The 16,198-nt window shown below is 71.6% G+C and carries 14 protein-coding genes; 8 read left to right on the forward strand and 6 right to left on the reverse strand.

What is annotated here, in order from left to right; translation table 11 throughout:
* Positions 1 to 40: 40 nt before the first annotated feature.
* From JHW38_RS19245 to JHW38_RS19260, 4 genes are all read left to right on the forward strand, one after another.
* The gene (locus tag JHW38_RS19245) at positions 41 to 214 is read left to right on the forward strand and encodes a DUF6229 family protein (protein WP_207522926.1); all 174 of its coding nucleotides are present in this window, start codon (positions 41 to 43) and stop codon (positions 212 to 214) included.
* Positions 215 to 317: 103 nt separating this feature from the next.
* The gene (locus tag JHW38_RS19250) at positions 318 to 3,194 is read left to right on the forward strand and encodes a type 2 lanthipeptide synthetase LanM family protein (RefSeq protein ID WP_207522927.1); all 2,877 of its coding nucleotides are present in this window, start codon (positions 318 to 320) and stop codon (positions 3,192 to 3,194) included.
* A gap of 56 nt (positions 3,195 to 3,250) precedes the next feature.
* Positions 3,251 to 3,904 carry an AAA family ATPase gene (locus JHW38_RS19255; protein WP_207522928.1) on the forward strand — a complete coding sequence of 218 codons (654 nt, stop codon included), beginning with the start codon at positions 3,251 to 3,253 and terminating at the stop codon, positions 3,902 to 3,904.
* Positions 3,901 to 4,296 (forward strand): hypothetical protein, encoded by a 396-nt coding sequence (locus tag JHW38_RS19260; protein ID WP_207522929.1) that lies wholly within the window; start codon positions 3,901 to 3,903, stop codon positions 4,294 to 4,296. Before JHW38_RS19255 ends, JHW38_RS19260 begins: the two co-directional genes overlap by 4 nt.
* A gap of 94 nt (positions 4,297 to 4,390) precedes the next feature.
* Here the strand turns inward: JHW38_RS19260 and JHW38_RS19265 are convergent, their stop codons facing one another.
* Both JHW38_RS19265 and JHW38_RS19270 read right to left on the reverse strand, forming a co-directional pair.
* A complete protein-coding gene (locus JHW38_RS19265) occupies positions 4,391 to 6,526 on the reverse strand; it encodes a M13 family metallopeptidase (protein ID WP_207522930.1) in 2,136 nt (711 codons plus the stop codon).
* A 338-nt stretch (positions 6,527 to 6,864) separates the two neighbouring features.
* A complete protein-coding gene (locus JHW38_RS19270; protein WP_207522931.1) occupies positions 6,865 to 7,476 on the reverse strand; it encodes a hypothetical protein in 612 nt (203 codons plus the stop codon).
* A gap of 212 nt (positions 7,477 to 7,688) precedes the next feature.
* Here JHW38_RS19270 and JHW38_RS19275 point away from each other — a divergent pair, with 212 nt between their 5' ends.
* Complete coding sequence (locus JHW38_RS19275; protein ID WP_207522932.1) at positions 7,689 to 8,753, forward strand: AI-2E family transporter; 1,065 nt, start codon at positions 7,689 to 7,691, stop codon at positions 8,751 to 8,753.
* Between the two features lie 46 nt (positions 8,754 to 8,799).
* Here JHW38_RS19275 and JHW38_RS19280 read toward each other — a convergent pair whose 3' ends face one another.
* The gene (locus tag JHW38_RS19280) at positions 8,800 to 9,564 is read right to left on the reverse strand and encodes a helix-turn-helix domain-containing protein (protein ID WP_207522933.1); all 765 of its coding nucleotides are present in this window, start codon (positions 9,562 to 9,564) and stop codon (positions 8,800 to 8,802) included.
* A gap of 119 nt (positions 9,565 to 9,683) precedes the next feature.
* Here JHW38_RS19280 and JHW38_RS19285 point away from each other — a divergent pair, with 119 nt between their 5' ends.
* Both JHW38_RS19285 and JHW38_RS19290 read left to right on the forward strand, forming a co-directional pair.
* Positions 9,684 to 11,090 (forward strand): FAD-binding protein, encoded by a 1,407-nt coding sequence (locus tag JHW38_RS19285; protein WP_207522934.1) that lies wholly within the window; start codon positions 9,684 to 9,686, stop codon positions 11,088 to 11,090.
* Between the two features lies 1 nt (position 11,091).
* Positions 11,092 to 11,982 carry a class I SAM-dependent methyltransferase gene (locus tag JHW38_RS19290; RefSeq protein ID WP_207522935.1) on the forward strand — a complete coding sequence of 297 codons (891 nt, stop codon included), beginning with the start codon at positions 11,092 to 11,094 and terminating at the stop codon, positions 11,980 to 11,982.
* Positions 11,983 to 12,006: 24 nt separating this feature from the next.
* Here the strand turns inward: JHW38_RS19290 and JHW38_RS19295 are convergent, their stop codons facing one another.
* The 3 genes from JHW38_RS19295 to JHW38_RS19305 all read right to left on the reverse strand — a co-directional run bounded on the left by JHW38_RS19295 (position 12,007) and on the right by JHW38_RS19305 (position 15,326).
* Positions 12,007 to 12,849 carry an N-acyl homoserine lactonase family protein gene (locus JHW38_RS19295; RefSeq protein WP_207522936.1) on the reverse strand — a complete coding sequence of 281 codons (843 nt, stop codon included), beginning with the start codon at positions 12,847 to 12,849 and terminating at the stop codon, positions 12,007 to 12,009.
* Positions 12,850 to 12,970: 121 nt separating this feature from the next.
* Positions 12,971 to 13,768, reverse strand: a complete 798-nt coding sequence (locus tag JHW38_RS19300) for a thioesterase family protein (protein ID WP_207522937.1) — start codon at positions 13,766 to 13,768, stop codon at positions 12,971 to 12,973.
* A gap of 79 nt (positions 13,769 to 13,847) precedes the next feature.
* The gene (locus tag JHW38_RS19305; protein WP_207522938.1) at positions 13,848 to 15,326 is read right to left on the reverse strand and encodes an MBL fold metallo-hydrolase; all 1,479 of its coding nucleotides are present in this window, start codon (positions 15,324 to 15,326) and stop codon (positions 13,848 to 13,850) included.
* Between the two features lie 358 nt (positions 15,327 to 15,684).
* Here JHW38_RS19305 and JHW38_RS19310 point away from each other — a divergent pair, with 358 nt between their 5' ends.
* Entirely contained in the window at positions 15,685 to 16,137 is a 453-nt protein-coding gene (locus tag JHW38_RS19310; RefSeq protein WP_207522939.1) for a hypothetical protein, read from the forward strand.
* Positions 16,138 to 16,198: the final 61 nt, after the last annotated feature.

Consider the following 16,198-nt stretch of genomic DNA (forward strand, 5'->3'; position numbering starts at 1 on the left):
TCCTCGTAACGTACCCGAATCCAATAAAGGAGAGCGTGTTATGAACGATCACGACCAGGTAGCCTCGTGGCGCAGCGAAGCGGGCGAGCACAATCCCGCCGGCCCGTTGTTCATCGGCGGCGAGTTCGCCGAAGCCGATCTTTCCGGCGACGCCATCGGCCCCACGTTTCTGACTTCCGGTTGCACCGGCTGCGGCACGATCCAGTGCTGCTGAGCTAAAGGCTTCGATACCGACATCAAGACCGGAGGGCGTTGCATGGCCACGGATGGGCAGTACACCGGCTCGATCGTCGCGGCTCGCCGCGCCCGGGTTTGACATGGCGTCCGTCGCGGACGCGCGCGGTTTCGAAGCATCGCTGGGCTGCCTGAGTTCGTCCGCGCTGGACGGCCTGGCAGCCCAGCTTCGCCGCATTCCCGGCTTGGACGAACGCGAACGCGAGGCGGTGTTGGCCGCCACGCGCGCGTCGCTGACCGCGGTGCTGCACGCCAAGCTCGGCCGGCTGCTGCTGCTCGAACTCAATGCCGCGCGGGTGACCGGCGGCCTCGGCGAGGACGGCAGCGCCGAAGATCGCTGGGAACGTTTCCTCGAAACGGCGGCGCAGCGCGATTTCTGGGACGGCCTGAGCCCGCACTATCCGGGCCTGATGGCGCGCGTGCGGCGCATCGTCGACAACCGCTGCGCGGCGTCGAAATCGTTCGCGCAGCGCTGGGCCGACGACCGTTCGCGCGTGCGCGCGCTGTGCGCGCGCGAGCCGGGCGAACTGCGCTCGCTGCGCTTCGGCGCCGGCGACAGCCATTGCGGCGGGTTGTCGGTGGCGGTCGTGGAATGCGCCGGCGGCGCGCTGCTGTACAAGCCGCGTTCGCTCGCGGTCGACGCCGCCTTGCGCGGTTTCCTCGATGCGCTGGCGCACGAGCACGGCGCAGCGATGCCGATCCGGGTGCCGCGCGTCGTCGACCGCGGCGAGTACGGCTGGAGCGAATTCGTCGCCCACCGCCACGCCGACGGCGAGGACGAACTGCGCAGCTTCTATCTCGGCATCGGCCATTGGCTCGCGGTCATGCGCGCGGTCGGCGGCACCGACCTGCATGCCGAAAACCTGATCGCCCACGGCGGCCATCCGGTGGTGATCGATTGCGAAACCCTGTTCACGCCGAAGCTGCCCGTGCTCGCCTCGGGCCTCGGCGAGGCGCACGACCGCGCCGTCGACCTGGCGTCGGGCACCGTGCTCAACATCGGCCTGTTGCCGGCCCGCGGCGGCAGCCTGGGGTGGCGCGGCGTCGACAATTCCGCCGCCGGCATGCTGCCGGGGCAGCAGCCGAAGATGAGCGTGCCGGGGATCGTCGGCGCGGGTTCGGACCAGGCGCGGATCGGCAAGCAGTGGGTGACCGCGCCGGTGTCGCAGAACCATCCCAGCGCCGAGCCGTTGCTGCATCGCTACTGGCCGCAGGTGTTGCAGGGTTTCGACGAGGCCGTCGCGACCTTGCAGCGCATGGACGCGGGCGGCCGCCTGCTGCCGCAGTTGCAGGCCTTCGCCGATTGCCGCGTGCGGGTGGTGCCGCGCGCGAGCGAGGCCTATGCCGAAATCGGCCGCATGCTGTGGCATCCGGTGTCGCTGCACGACGAGGCCAAGGCCCGGCGCACCGCGCACGAGCTGCTGGCGAAGATGGCCGCCAACGTGGCGATCGCGCCGAGCGATGCGGAAGTCATCGAGGCGGAGATCGACGACCTGATCGACGGCGATATCCCGCTGTTCGCCACCACCGTGCGCGACGGCCGCCTGCAAGGGCCGCGCGGCACCGCGTGGCTGGCGCCGTGCGATCTGGCCGAGGCCGCCTTGCAGCGTTGGCGCCAGGCCGATTTCCAGCGCGAGCGGCGTTTCATCTCGGCTTCGTTGATCAGCGCCTACGCCAACGACGGTTGGACGCAAGACACGCCGCAGCTGCGCGTCGACGCGCGCGCCGACGCACTGGACCGGCGCCGGCGCGAGCAGGCCGCGCGCATCCTCGGCCGAATGATCGAGCACGCCCTGTTCGGCGCCGACGGCAGCGTCGCCTGGATCGCGCCGAGCTACAGTCCCGCCGGTTGGGCGGTGCAGCCGTTGAACTCGGACATCTTCAACGGCGTGTCGGGCATGGCCTTGCTGGCCGGGGCGTACCTGCGCGAAGCGGCGGCCGGTCGCGCCGACGCGGTCGCGGGCATGCACGAGCTGTTCGCGGCCAGCGTGCGCACTCTGAAGTTCGCCGAGGCGCGCCGCGCCGAGCAGCGGCGCGACCGCGTGAAGCTGCGGCCGCGCGCGCCCGGCGCGTACTTCGGCGTCGGCGCGCAGATCTGGACCTGGCTGTCGCTGGCGCGCTGGGGCCTCGACGGCGGCGAAGGCCTGGCGCGCGCCCGCGCGCTGGCCGAGGACGTACCCGAAGCGGTCGCGGCCGATACGCTCAACGATCTGCTGATGGGCAGCGCCGGCGCCATCGTGCCGCTGCTGATGCTGGCGCGCGCGACCGGCGACACGGCCTACGTCGATCTCGCCAGCGAAACCGGCGACCGCCTCGCCGAACGCGCGCAGCGCGACGGCGAGCGCCTGTACTGGACGCACGAACGCTGGCCGCAAGGGCTCGGCGGTTATTCGCACGGCGCCACCGGCATCGGTTGGTCGCTGCTGCATCTGGCGCGCGCGAGCGGGCACGAACGCCACGACGCCGCCGGCCGCGGCGCGTTCGCGTTCGAGGATTCGCTGTTCGATCCGGACCTGGGCAACTGGCGCGACCTGCGCATGCTGCCGGGCGTGCCGGCCTCGACCGCGTGGTGCCACGGCTCGGTCGGCATCGGTCTGGCGCGCGTCGATCTGGACCCGGCGTTCGAGCAGCCGGGCACGCGCGAGACCTTGCGCGCGGCGGCGGCCGCGACCTGGCGCGCGGGGCTCGGTTGGAACCATTGCGTCTGCCACGGCGACGCCGGCAACGGCGAGCTGCTGGGGCTGGCGATCGACGCCGGCGTCGGCCCGGCCGGGGTGACCAAGACCGATCTGCTGGCCGAGTTGGTCACCGGCCTGGAACAGCACGGGCCGTACTCCGGCGGCCCGCGCGAAGTGTTCTCGCCGGCGCTGCTGCCGGGCATCGGCGGCATCGCCTATCAGTTGCTGCGCGCGCATCCGGACAGCGATCTGCCGTCGATCCTGGTGCCGGGCATGGCCTAGGCGCCGGTTACACTCGCACGCGTGCGCATGCGCCGGAGCGTGCGATGGATGCTGCAATGGCGGGTGCGACAGAAGCTGCGACAGCGCGGGCGGGCGAACAAGGCCGCAGCGTCGCCGAGCGCGATTTCCATCTGATCACCGGCGCCTCCGGCGCAGGCAAAACGACCTTGCTGGCCGAACTGGCGCGCCTGGGCTACGCCACGGTCGCCGAAGCCGCGCTGGCGATCGTCGAAGAACAGCGCGAGCGCGGCGGCAACCTGTTGCCCTGGACCGACCGCGCCGGCTTCATGCGCGAACTGCTGGCGCGCAACCTGCGCGCGCACCGCGCCGCCGCGACGCTGCCCGGGCCGGTGTTCTTCGACCGCGGCATCGGCGAATGCCTGGCGTGGATGCGCTCGATGGACATCGCGGTCGCGCCGCAGGACGCCGCGGCGGCGTTGCGCAAGCGCTACGCGCCGACGGTGTTCGTGGCCGAACCTTGGCCGCAGATCTACGCGCGTACGGGCGAACGCCGCGCCGGTTTCCAGCGGGCGATGCGTTCGTTCGAGACCACCGTCGACGCTTACCGCGCGCAGGGTTACCGGCTGTGCGTGTTGCCGCAGGTGCCGGTGGCGGAACGGGCGGCCTTCGTGCTCGAACGCATCGCCGAAGCCGCGAGACCTTCACCGTCCCACGGCGCGCTTGCGCCGCAATCCGAGGAGCCGCGATGAAACCGATGCTGGGACTTGCGCTGTTGGCGATCGGCGCGGGCTTGTCGCAGCCCACGGCGGCCGCAGATGCGCGCACGCCGTTCGCGGGATTCGTGGTGCACCCGCGCGGCGGCGTCGGGCCCTCGTTCGAATTCTCGGCTGCGCCGGCCAGCTCGGATGCGCCGGTGGTGATCAGCGTGGTCGGCCGCAAGACCGAACCCGCCGACCGCGAGTTCCGGACCAGTCTGCAGAAACGCTGGCTCAGCGAATACGTCGCAGCGGGCCGCAACCTGCGCCTGCGCGAACAATCGATGTGCGACTACCGGCCCGGCGGCGGGCGCTGCGACCGCTACGAGTTCGAACCGGGCGGCGAAGAAAACGCCTATTACTTCGCGCTAGACAACTGGCCCTGACGGCGGCGGTTGCGACGACGACAGGGCCCGGGCGCCGCATGCCCGCGGCCCGCGGCGTGTTCCGCCGCGGACCGGGAACGCAGGGCGCGTCGCGTCACCAGATCTTGATGCGCTGCTCCGGCGCCAGATATAGCTTCTCGCCCGGCTTCGCGCCCCAGGCGTCGTACCACGCATCGATGTTGCGCACCGTCTGCGCGCGCTGCGCGGCCGGCGCGTGGCCGTCGGTGAGGATGCGCTGGCGCAGCGCGGCGTCGCGGATCTTGCTGCGCCAGGTCTGGCCGTACGACAGGAAGAAGCGCTGGTCGCCGGTCAGGCCGTCGATCACCGGCGCCTCCTTGCCGCCGAGCGACTTGCGGTAGGCCATGTAGGCGATGGTCAGGCCCGACACGTCGGCGATGTTCTCGCCCGAGGTCTGCTTGCCGTTGACGTGCAGGCCCGGCAGCGGCTCGTAGGCGCTGTACTGCTCGGCGAGCTTCTTGGTCGCCTCGTCGAAGTGCTGGGTGTCGGCCGGCGTCCACCAGTTGGCGAGGCGGCCGGTGCCGTCGAACTCGGCGCCGGTGTCGTCGAAGCCGTGGCTGATCTCGTGGCCGATGACCGCGCCGATCGCGCCGTAGTTCGCGGCCGGATCGGCGCCCGGATCGAAGAACGGCTTGTCGAGGATCGCGGCGGGGAAGTTCATCGCGTTCTGCAGCGGCAGCTGCACCGCGTTGACGGTCTGCGGCGTCATCCACCATTCGCCGTTGTCGACCGGCTGGCCGAGCTTGCCGATCTGGTGGCGGTATTCCTGCAGCTCCGCGCGCAGGCGGTTGCCGAGCGCGTCGTCGGCGCGGATCTCCAGCTTGGAGTAATCGCGCCAGCGCTCCGGATAGCCGACGCTGACCCGCATCGACTTGGCCTTCTCGCGCGCCTTGGCCTTGGTTTCGGCGGTCATCCAGGTCAGCGAATCCACGCGCTCGTCGAACGCGGCGAGGATGTTGCGCACCATCTCCTCGACCTTCTGCTTCGACGCGGCCGGGAAATACTTCTCGGCGTAGATCTTGCCGACCGCGTCGCCGAGCGCGGCGCTGGTCGCGTCGAGCGCGCGCTTGCCGCGCTCGCGCGCCTGCGGGGTGCCGGCCAGGGTGGTGCCGTGGAAGCCGAACGCCAGGTCGCTGTAGGCCTTGGGCAGTTCGCCCGGGCCGCGCACGGCCTCGTTCCAGGCGGCGTGGTCGAGCGCGTGGAAGGTCAGGTAATCCTTCCACGCCGGCAGCGGCTCGCTGCCGACCAGACGGGCGATGCCGCCGATCGCGCCCGGCTGCCAGGCGACGATGGTCTTCTGCGAAGAAAGCCCGGCGGCGTCGAAGAACGCGGCCCAGTCGATGCCCGGCGCGCGCTGCGCGAACGCCGCGGTGTCCCACGGATTGTTCGACTTGTGCACGTTCTGCGATTCGACCACCGGCGCGTGCGCCTTGGCGATCTTGGTTTCCAGGGCCAGGATCGACTTGGCCTTGGCTTCGGGCTCGGCGATGCCGGCCTGCTTCAGCAGCGCGGCGACGTAGGTCTCGTAGGCGGCGCGCGTGGCCGCCATCTCCTTGTCGGACGACAGGTAGTACTCGCGGTCGGGCATGCCGAGGCCGCCCTGCATCAGGGTGGCGACATACGCCGGTTCTTCCAGCGCCTTGGCCACGAACACGCCGAACAGATTGTCGGTGTGGAAGTTGGTGGCGTTGAGCGGGTCGGTGTCGGCGCGCACGCTGCCGCCGAGCACGCGCGACAGGCCGGCGCGGTCGGCGATCGCGCCGATCGCGTCGAGCTGCGGTTGCAGCGATTGCAGGCCGCGCTTCTCGATCCCCGCTTCGTCCATGTAGGCGGCGTGGAAATCGGCAATGCGGCGCGCGTCGCTGCCGTCGGCGGGCTTGCTCGCGGCCAGTTGCGCGATCAGTTCGGCGTTGCGCTTCTCCGCGGTTTCCAGCAGCACGGTGAACGCGCCGTAGTTGGAGCGGTCGGCGGGAATCTCGAAGTTCTTGCGCCAGCCGCCGTTGGCGAAGGCGTCGAAGTCGTCGCCGGGCTTGACCGACTTGTCCATGCCGGCCAGGTCGACGCCGGAGGCCGGCGCGGCCGCGGCGGGCGCCGCCGGCGCCGCAGCAGCGGGAGCCGCGGCGGTTTCGTTGGCGGCGGGCTTGCACGCGGCCAGGCCGCCGGCCACGGCCAACGCCAGGCCGAGGGAAAGAAGGTTGGGGCGAAGGGACATGGTCGTGGTTCCGTGGCGGACACTGGGAGGACTGCGGACGCGGCCCGGCCGGCGCAGCGAGTGCGGCGCGGCGATACGGCAGCGACCGCATTGTGCGCCAGCGCGTCCTCGGCGCGGAAGTCCATGACTTTCGTCATCCCGGCCGTCGCTTTGCGCGCTCGGGCGGGCCGATGCGCGCGCCGTTCATCGCCGGCGCTGCGCAACGGGCGGGTTCGGCAAAGGTCGCCGCCGCGGCGCGCCTGCGCGCGTGGGTGCGCGCGGCGCGACGTGGCGAGCGGCGGCGGTTTCGATGCCTGCGCTGCGACGTCAGGTGCCGCCGGTGTCGTTGCAGCGTCGGCTCACGGCACGATACGCAGCGCGGGGTCGGCGACCAGCGCGTTCGGGCTGAGGGTCTGCAGCGCGCAGGGCCCGAGCATGCTGCGGAACACGAAGCGGTTCGCCGTCGGCGCGGCGGGCGGCGCGCCGGCCTGGTCGGCGACGTCGATCACGCCGTTGATCGCGCTCGTACCGGTCGTGTTGGGGCAGTAGAAGCTCGGCGGACCGGAGAAACTGAGGCGGACACCGGAGATCGCGAGGCTCCACAGCGTCGGCGTCAGCGTCGGCGCGCCGGGGAACGGCGGATTGGCGCCGGCGTAGGCCGCGGCTGCCGGCGTGGCCGGCCAGGGCAGCAGCGACGGCGCGAGCCCGCCGCAGAGGCTGCTGCCGGAGAACGAGGCGGCGGTGACCTGGGCGACGCCGGCGGAGACGGTCACGGTCCAGTCGGCGCCGCAGGCCCACTGCACGCCGAGGTAACCCAGGACGATGGGGCCGGTGAGGTGGGCGACGCCGTTGTTGGACCAGTTCGAGGTCGTCGCGTCCCAGACCTGGACGGAACTGGCGGCCGCCGGAGCGGCGGCGAGGGCGAGCACGAACGGAACGAGGGCGGACAGCGTGTGGCGATAGCGCGACATGGTGCGGCTCCTGTGCGTTGGCGGGAGATCCTTCTTTGGGTACAGACGCAGGCCTGCGCCGATCCCGAACCCCTTGGCCGGCGCGCGCCCGCCGCTGCGCGCGGCCGGCGTTCGGGCGGCCGCAGCGACCGGCCGCGCCGCCGGCGCGAAGGCGGAGGAAAAACCGCACGAGCGCCCACTACAATGCCGCGTCGAGTCCGAGGAACGTCGTAATGGATCCCCACGTCGAACCTGCCGCGGCGCCCGCCCCCGGCCCCGCTTCCGCGCCCGTATCGCTGAAAGCGCCGCCGGCGCGCATCGCGGCCTGGCTGTTCGCCGCGGCGGCGCTGTTCCTGGTGCTCAAGTTCGGCCTGCTCAGCGCGCTGCTGTCGGGGCTGCTGGTGTTCCAGCTCGTGCACACGCTCGCGCGCCTGGTCGACCGGCGGGTCAAGGGGCAGTGGGCGCGGTTGATCGCGGTGGTGCTGATCGCCGCGCTGGTGGTCGGCGGCCTGACCCTGGCGACGCTCGGCCTGATCGCGTTCTTCCGCGCCGACACCGGCGGCGAACAGGCGCTGCTGGCGCGGCTGATGGACATCATCGACGCCTCGCGCACCCAGGTGCCGGCCTGGGCGCGGCCGTATCTGCCGGAAGACCTGAGCGAGCTGGAGCACGCGCTGAGCGCGTGGCTGGACGAGCATCGCGGCGACCTCAGCCTGGTCGGCGCGGAGGCGGTGCAGCTCGGCGCGCGGCTGGTGATCGGCATGGTGCTCGGCGCGATGATCGCGCTGCAGGAAGAACTGCAGCCGCTGAAGCTGGGGCCGCTGGGCTCGGAACTGCTGGCCCGCGCCGCGCGCCTGTCCGACGCGTTCCGCCGGGTGGTGTTCGCGCAGATCAAGATCTCCGCGCTCAACACCGTGTTCACCGCGGTCTTCCTGCTGATCGTGCTGCCGTTGTTCGGCGTGCACCTGCCGATGGCCAAGACCCTGGTGGTGCTGACCTTCGTGGTCGGCCTGCTGCCGGTGGTCGGCAACCTGATCTCGAACACGCTGATCACCGTCGCCGGCCTGTCGGTGTCGATCTACGTCGCGGCCGCGGCGCTGCTGTACCTGGTGCTGATCCACAAGCTCGAATACTTCCTCAACGCGCGCATCGTCGGCGGCGAGATCCAGGCGCGCGCGTGGGAGCTGCTGCTGGCGATGCTGGCGATGGAAGCCTTGTTCGGCATGCCCGGGCTGGTGGCCGCGCCGATCTACTACGCCTACCTCAAGCGCGAGCTGGTGGAGCAGGGCTGGGTCTGAGGCGTCGCGATCGGCCGGTCCGGCTCGCGCTCGTCGCGATCGCGGCTCAGCCGCGCGCGGGCGGCCGCCGCGGCGGCGCGCTCTCGCGCAGGCTGTCGACCAGCGAGAACACCCACGGCCGGCTGGCCACCAGCATGCCGACGCTGCGGCGCCGCTCCGGCGGCAGGTCGACATCGAGTTCGGCGGCTTCCTTGAACTCGGCCACCAGTTTTTCCAGCTTGCGCCGCAGCGTCGCGGCCGACGCCTCGCCGAGTTCGCGGATTTCCAAAGCGAGAAAATCCCCGCCGGCGTCGAACGCGTGGTGGATGAACTCGCGGCTGGCCATCTGGAAATAGCGCGCGCGCACCGGGCCGTCGTCGCGCCAGGAGAAATCGCGCGGCACGCGCAGGCGCACGCGGTCGCCGGGCAGCAGTTCGATCAGGCGCAGGCGGTCGAGCTGCGCCAGCAGCCGCACCAGTTCGGTCTTGCGCAGGCCGTAGCCTTCGCCGATGGCGGCGGTGCGCCAGCCTTGGCAGAGCAGATGGAACACCGTCATCAGGCGCGGCTCGGCGGCCAGCGCGGTTTCCTGCAGCGGGCTCAGGTGGCGGCGCGATTCGCGGGTGCCGCGGGCGTTGCGCGCGAGCTCGAAGAAGTCGATGTCGAGCGCGTCGCAGATCTGTTCCAGCCGCTCCAGGCTCATGCGGCCGTTGGACAGGGTGCGCTTGATCGTCGGTTCGGACACGCCCAGCGCTGCGGCCAGATCCGCGTAGCGCCAGCCGCGCTCCTTGAGGATGCGCTTGAGCGCGGCGAGCAGGCGTTCGCGTTCGATCATGGCGGCGCGGGTTCCGGTCGGCGGGACACCGGGGATCATATTCCGATACCCGATCCGAACGAATAGCCGGTAGCGATACCGGCCGGTACGGTGCGGCCATCCCGCCCAGGCCCGCCGCCATGCTCGCCACCGCCCAGTCCGCGCCCGTTCCGCTCGAATCGCTCAACGATGTCCACGCGCGGCTCAATCCGACCCGCGCGCGGGTGCTGCGGCCGGCCACGCTCGACGCCGCCTGCGCCGCGGTGCGCGCCTGCGCGGCGGCCGGGCAGCCGCTGATCGCGGCCGGCGCGCGGCACGCGATGGGCGGCCAGCAGTTCCTCGACCACGGTTGGGTGCTCGACACCGCCGGCTTGAACGGCGTGCTCGGCTTCGACGACGCGCGCGGCCTGCTGACGGTGGAAGCGGGCATCCGCTGGCCGGCGGTGCTGGCGTGGCTGGCGACGAGCGCGGACAACACCCGCGGCTGGACCATCCGCCAGAAGCAGACCGGCGCCGACGATTTCAGCCTCGGCGGCGCCGCGGCGTCGAACATCCACGGGCGCGGGCTGGCGTATGCGCCGTTCGTGGAGGACATCGAAGCGCTGACGCTGATCGACGCGCAGGGTTGCTTGATCGAAGCCAGCCGGCAGCAGCGTCCGGAACTGTTCGCGCTGGCGGTCGGCGGCTACGGCCTGTTCGGCGCGATCGCGAGCCTGACCTTGCGTTTGACTCCGCGGCAAACGCTGCGCCGCGAAGTCTCTCTGGCGCGCGTCGGCGACCTGCACGCGGAGTTTTCCCGCGCGATCGGGCAGGGCTGCACCTACGGCGATTTCCAGTTCGCGATCGATCCGCGCAGCGACGATTTCCTCGACCTGGGCGTGTTGTCGTGCTACCGGCCCGCGCCGCAGGCCGCTGCGTTGGCGCCGCGCCATCTGCACGCCGACGACTTCGCCCGGCTGTTGTTGCTCGCCCATCACGACCCTTCGCGCGCTTTCACCGAATACGCCGGTTTCTATCTGGCCACCGACGGCCAGCACTACGCCAGCGACGCGCAGCAGAGCGGGGTGTACCTGGACGGTTACCACGCCGCGGTCGATCGCTCGCTGGGGCATTGCGGTTCGGAAATGATCACCGAGCTGTATGTGCCGCGCGCCGCCTTGGCCGCGTTCATGGCGCGCGCCGCCGACAGCCTGCGCCGGCATCGCGCCCAGCCGATCTACGGCACCGTGCGCCTGATCGAGCGCGATCCGACCAGCGTGCTGGCCTGGGCGCGCGAGGACTGGGCCTGCATCATCTTCAACCTGCACGTGCGCCACGACCCGCAAGGCGTCGACGCGGCCGCGCAGGCGTTCCGCGCGCTGATCGACGACGCGCTTGGGTTCGGCGGCAGCTACTACCTCACCTACCATCGCTGGGCCACGCGCGCGCAGGTCGAGGCGGCGCATCCGCGCTTGCGCGAGTTCCTGCGCGCCAAGCGCGAGTACGATCCGCACGGGCGCTGGCAAAGCGATTGGTATCGCCATCACCTCGCCTTGTTGCAGGCCTGAGATGCAGCGCATCTCCACGTCGATGCTGCTCGCCGCCGCTTGCGTGCGTCAGGCGCGGAACGATCGCGACCCCGATGCGCAGCAGGACGCGGCCTTGGCCCGCGCCTGCCTGCAAGGCTGCGGCGCGGCCGGCCGGCGCCTGCTGCGGGCGGTCGATCACGCATTCGGCCGGCTGTTGTTGCGGATGGCGGAAACCTTGTACTTGCCGGGCATCGGCGCGCATTACGCTTGGCGCAAGCGGCATATCCGGCGTTGGGCGCTGCAAGCCTGTACGCAGCCCGGCGCCGGCCGCGCGCGGCAGGTGGTGATACTCGGCGCGGGCTTCGACGGCTTGTCGCTGCGCTTGCTGGCGCGGGCGCCGACGCTGCGCGCGTTCGAGATCGACCGCGCGCACGGCGTCGCGATCAAGCGCGCGGCGTTGGCGGAGATCGGCGCGGACGATCCGCGGCTGACCTTGGTCGCGGCCGATCTGGCGCGCGAACCCATCGAAGCGGTGCTGCGCGCGATGCCGGGGTTCGATGCCGGCATCGCGACGCTGGTGATCGCCGAAGGCGTGCTGATGTATCTCGCGCCGGCCGACCTGCGCGCGCTGATGCGCGGCCTGGCGCGGACGCTGCCGCAAGCGCAGCTGATCGCCACCGCGATGGCCTTGCGCGCCGACGCGACGCCGTGCTTCGCGCGCCAGCGGCCTTGGGTCGGCGGCTGGCTGCGCCGCGCCGGCGAGCCGTTCCGCTGGGGCGCGACGCGCGCAGGCCTGGACGCGTCGTTGCGCGAGGCCGGCATGGAACTGCGGTACGTCGCCGATCCGTACGCCCCCGACGATCCCGATCCCTCGCCGGGCGAATGGGTGTTCGCCGGTTCGCTGATGCCGACCGCGGACGGCGAACGCTAGCGAACACCGCGAACCCGTGCCGACTTACTCGAGATAGCCCGGCGCCTTGGGCAACGCGTCGATATCGCGGCGGTCGTGCTGGATCACCAGCCGCCCGCGGGTATTGCTGAGGAGCCGGCGTACCCGGTCCATCGCAGCCAGGGTCTCGCCGCGCGAGTAGTTGAACGCCGGCATCCGCCCTTGCTCGAAATTCTCGCGGGTGTGGAACAGGTCGCCGGACAGGATCACCGTGCCGGCCTTCGGCAAACGCAGCATCAGCACCTGATGGCCGGCGGTATGGCCGTTGGCGCGCAGGATCCGCACGCTGCCGTCGCCGAACACGTCGCGGTCGAGGTCGATCAGTTCGACCTTGGCCTGCTTGTAGGCGGACAGGTTGTCCACCGCCATGCGGCCCGGCGCGGGCTGGCTGTCCAGCGACTGCACTTCGCGCCGGCTCAGCAGCCAGGTCGCGCCGGCGAAATCGTTGGCGTTGCCGGTGTGGTCCCAGTGGAAGTGCGAGAAGGCGATGTACTCGACATCGCTTGCGCGCAGGCCGATGGCTTCGAGCTGCGATTGCAGGGTGCGGGCGACGACGGCGCGCGAACCGTTGGGAAACGAGGTGCCGCCCGGCGTCGCCGCGAAGCGGTCGCCGAGGCCGGCGTCCCACAGCAGGTCGCCCTTGGGGTGGCGGACCAGGAAGCACGGCGCGGACAGTTCGCCCGCTTGGCCGTCGTACTCGCCGGTGTCGGCGAACGCGCCGAGGTCGTCCAGGACGATGCGGCCGCAATCGAAGGCGTACAGGCGCAGCGAACCGACTTTGGAATCGGCGTGCGCGGGCACGGCGAGCAGCGCGAACAGGATCGGCAGTGCGAGGCGAAGCGCGAACATGGCAGGACTCTCGGTCGGCACGGGGCGGGGACGCCATCCTCGGCCCGCCGCGGCGCGGCCGAAAGCGGCCCGAACGCCAATCGTCGATGGAATCGGGCCATGCGCGCGCCGCGCCGCAGCCTTACCTCGGCCGCACCGTCAGGCATTGCGACACCACGCCAATGGCGCCGGCGCGGCCGTGGATAACGCTGTGGGTGAGGCCGAGGCCGTTGCCGCCGAACGCCACCGTGGTGTCCAGGCCGATCCAGTCCGGATCGGGATCGCCGAACAGGTGCGCGCTGAGGTCGAGGTTCGGAAACGCCGCATGGTCGGCGTGCACGCGCGGGGTCAGGCCGTTGGCGACGTCGACCAGCCCCATCATGCGCGCGACCGGGCTGACCGCTTCGGCTTCGATCAAGGCCACGTCGGTGCGCACCCAACTGGCGGCGCGCCCGGGTTCGCGCTGCGCGCGCCGCGCTTCGACGCTGCGCACGAACGCGCCGGGCCACAGCTCGGCCAGCGACCACGGCGGCAGCGCGTCCGGCCCGGCGATGCGCTCGAACGCCGCGCCGGCCAGCGCGGGCGCCGGGTATTCCTGCATCAGCCACGCGCGCACCAGCACTGCGGCGCGGCCGGCATGGCTCAGCGTCGCTTCGACCAGTTCGATGGTGCGGCCGGGGCGCAACACCGCGACCTCGATGTCGACCGCGGCGATCGGCAGGGTGCCGAGAATCTCGCACGACACCCGCGCCACGCGCAGATGGCCCTGGCCGCGGCGGTCGCGGTCGCTTTCGATCGCATGCACGAGCAAGCCCAGCGCCGGGGCGATGTGCTGTTCGGCCGGGTTCCAGCCGCCGCCGACGCGCGCGGTGGCTTCGAAGCGCGCGGCGTCCAGGCGTTTGAAGTAGGCGGTCGCGAGCGCGTCGTTCGGCGTCGGCATGGTCGGGTCGTTCCTCATGAAAGGGTGTGGCTGCCGGGTCGGCGATGCGTCGCGCCGCCCCGCGTCGATGCAGCCGCGCTCACTCGGCCATATCGCCGTACTCGGTGTAGAGCGGACGCAGCACCCGCACGCCGCCGATGCGCTCGCCCGCGGCCGCCGCGCCGGCGCCGCGGTCGCGACGCAGCAGCGCGCCTTCGCGCGGCGCGCCGTCGATGCGCACGATCTGGTCGACGTCCGGTGGGGTTTCGATGCGATGGGCGAGGAAACGCTCGCGGCCTTCGCCGAACGCGATCCACTCGGCCGAACGCGGTTGGCGGCCGGGTTCGAAGCGGCGGAAGTGGACGATGCGCGCGACCTTTACGTCCAGGTTCTCGGCGATGCGCACGCCGCCGCGTTCGAAATGGCCGCGATACAGATCGGCGCGGAAGCGCGCGTCGGGGCGGATGGTCTGCGGCAGCACCCAGCGCTCGCTGGGAACCAGGGTGTAGTACTCGTCCGGATGCGCGCGGGCGTCGTCGCGATAGCGGCGCAGCACGTCGTCCGGCAGCTGCGCGCGCAGGATCAGTTGGTAATCGTGCGGGCGGTGGAACATCGGCAGATGCGACAGGTACACCGCCTGCGTGCCAGCCACCAGCATGCCGTGGGTTCCGGGCGGATCGGCGAATTCGCCGGCCTGCGGCACGCGGGCGAAGGCGAAGTCGGCGAAGGTGGTGTCGCCGAGGAAATCGCCGAGGCGCGCGGTTTCGTCCGCCCAGTGCGCGATCGCCGCCGCGTCCAGCGGCAGCGCGTGTTCCTCGGGCTGCGATGCGCTGCCGAGCGGATACAGTCGGTAAGGTCGCGCGCTCATCTCGACATGCGCGCCGAGCGCGCGTTCGACCCGGTGCGCGCGCGCGAACGCGGCCAGCCGCTGCGCGCTGGCGCGATAGGCGGCGAGGTCGCGCACGGTCAGCAGGCCGGGATACAGCGCGTCGCCGCTGAACACGCTCGCGCTGGCCGGGTCGTACACGGCGATGTGCGCCGCCTCGTGGCCCGGCAGCGGCAGCACGGTCAGGCGGCGGCCGCCAAGTTCGAACGCCGCTTCGCCCTGCGGCCATCGATCCAGGCCGAAGAACGCCGCGACCTCGGCCGCGCTGTGGCCGACGATGCGGGTATCGGGCCGATCGCGGAACTGCGCGTCGCCGTGGATGTGATCGCGATGGGCATGGGTGTGGGCCACGGTCAGCGCCAGCGGCGCCAGGCCGCGTTCGCGCTGCCACTGCGCCAGCAGCCGGTCGACCGTGGCGCGCAGCGGCAGGTCGGCGCCGCCGGCCGGTTCGGCGCCGGTGTCGAGCAGCAGCGCGCCGCGCTCGCCGGCGATCAGGTACAGGAACGGCGCCTCGAAGTTGCTGGCCTTGGATTGGCGCAGCACCCACAGGCCCGGCGCGGCGGCCTGCACTTGCAGCGCCGGTTCGCCGGGGGCGCCGTGGATCCAGCGCTGCGCCAGCGCGAATTCGGCGGCGCGCGCCGACGGCGCGATCGCGGCCGCGCACAGCAACAAGACGGAAAGCAGCAGGCGCATCGGCGGGTCGCGGGTCGGAGAGGGACGGCGGATTATCGGGCAATGCCGGCGCGGCGCACCAATCGCCGCACGCGGTCCCGGCCGCGCAGCGCCGACGACGCGCGGCCGCGCGCACCGCGCAACGCGCGGGCTCGGCGACGTTCACGGCGCGGCGACACGGTCCGTGCGCCGCCGCGCCGGTTCCGGCGCCGTTCGGGTCGCCGCCGGCCGCGGGTTTGCCGTCTGCCAACGATTCAGCCTCGCCGGGTCTTTTTCGCGCCGCGCTAACGCCGCCCGCTCCAGCTTGTACGGGCACAGTTTCGGGCGCGCCGGCAGCGGGCGCCTCATCGGACTAGACGGTCCATCAAGGAGAAAAAACATGAGCATGCGCATTGCAGGCATCGCGGTTCTGGCATTCGCCCTGGCCGGCGGCGCCGCGCTACAGCCGGCCCGCGCCGCCGGTGCGGAGACCAAGTGTCATATGACCTTCAACACCTCCGGCTGGGCCGTGATCTACAAGCACATCAACGGCAGCGGCACGGTCCGCTGCGACGACGGCACCAGCACCAAGGTGCGCATCCATATCCGCGGCGCCGGCCTGACCGCGGGCAAGTACAGCATCGAAAACGGCAAGGGCGAATTCACCAAGCTGCAGAACATCGGCGAGATCTTCGGCACCTACGTCACCGCAGGCGCCAACGCGGGCGTGGTCAAGAGCGGCGAGGCCCTGGCGATGACCAAGGGCCAGGTGTCGCTGGCGGTCAGCGGCACCGGCCGCGGCTTCAACCTCGGCGTGGACGTGAGCGGGTTCGAGATCCTCAAGGCGAAGTAAGCCGGCGCGGATCGAAGCATGCGGAAAGGGCGCCGGTCGGCGCCCTTTTCGTTATGCGCCG

This window comes from Lysobacter enzymogenes (assembly GCF_017355525.1).
GTDB lineage: Bacteria > Pseudomonadota > Gammaproteobacteria > Xanthomonadales > Xanthomonadaceae > Lysobacter > Lysobacter enzymogenes_C.

Bases quoted from the DNA above. Each gene is read 5' to 3' on its own strand.
- JHW38_RS19250 (WP_207522927.1), top strand. From the start codon at position 318: ATGGCGTCCGTCGCGGACGCGCGCGGTTTCGAAGCATCGCTGGGCTGC.
- JHW38_RS19290 (WP_207522935.1), top strand. From the start codon at position 11,092: ATGCAGCGCATCTCCACGTCGATGCTGCTCGCCGCCGCTTGCGTGCGT.
- JHW38_RS19260 (WP_207522929.1), top strand. From the start codon at position 3,901: ATGAAACCGATGCTGGGACTTGCGCTGTTGGCGATCGGCGCGGGCTTG.
- JHW38_RS19270 (WP_207522931.1), bottom strand. From the start codon at position 7,476: ATGTCGCGCTATCGCCACACGCTGTCCGCCCTCGTTCCGTTCGTGCTC.
- JHW38_RS19310 (WP_207522939.1), top strand. From the start codon at position 15,685: ATGAGCATGCGCATTGCAGGCATCGCGGTTCTGGCATTCGCCCTGGCC.
- JHW38_RS19255 (WP_207522928.1), top strand. From the start codon at position 3,251: ATGGCGGGTGCGACAGAAGCTGCGACAGCGCGGGCGGGCGAACAAGGC.
- JHW38_RS19305 (WP_207522938.1), bottom strand. From the start codon at position 15,326: ATGCGCCTGCTGCTTTCCGTCTTGTTGCTGTGCGCGGCCGCGATCGCG.
- JHW38_RS19285 (WP_207522934.1), top strand. From the start codon at position 9,684: ATGCTCGCCACCGCCCAGTCCGCGCCCGTTCCGCTCGAATCGCTCAAC.
- JHW38_RS19300 (WP_207522937.1), bottom strand. From the start codon at position 13,768: ATGCCGACGCCGAACGACGCGCTCGCGACCGCCTACTTCAAACGCCTG.
- JHW38_RS19245 (WP_207522926.1), top strand. From the start codon at position 41: ATGAACGATCACGACCAGGTAGCCTCGTGGCGCAGCGAAGCGGGCGAG.
- JHW38_RS19295 (WP_207522936.1), bottom strand. From the start codon at position 12,849: ATGTTCGCGCTTCGCCTCGCACTGCCGATCCTGTTCGCGCTGCTCGCC.
- JHW38_RS19280 (WP_207522933.1), bottom strand. From the start codon at position 9,564: ATGATCGAACGCGAACGCCTGCTCGCCGCGCTCAAGCGCATCCTCAAG.
- JHW38_RS19265 (WP_207522930.1), bottom strand. From the start codon at position 6,526: ATGTCCCTTCGCCCCAACCTTCTTTCCCTCGGCCTGGCGTTGGCCGTG.
- JHW38_RS19275 (WP_207522932.1), top strand. From the start codon at position 7,689: ATGGATCCCCACGTCGAACCTGCCGCGGCGCCCGCCCCCGGCCCCGCT.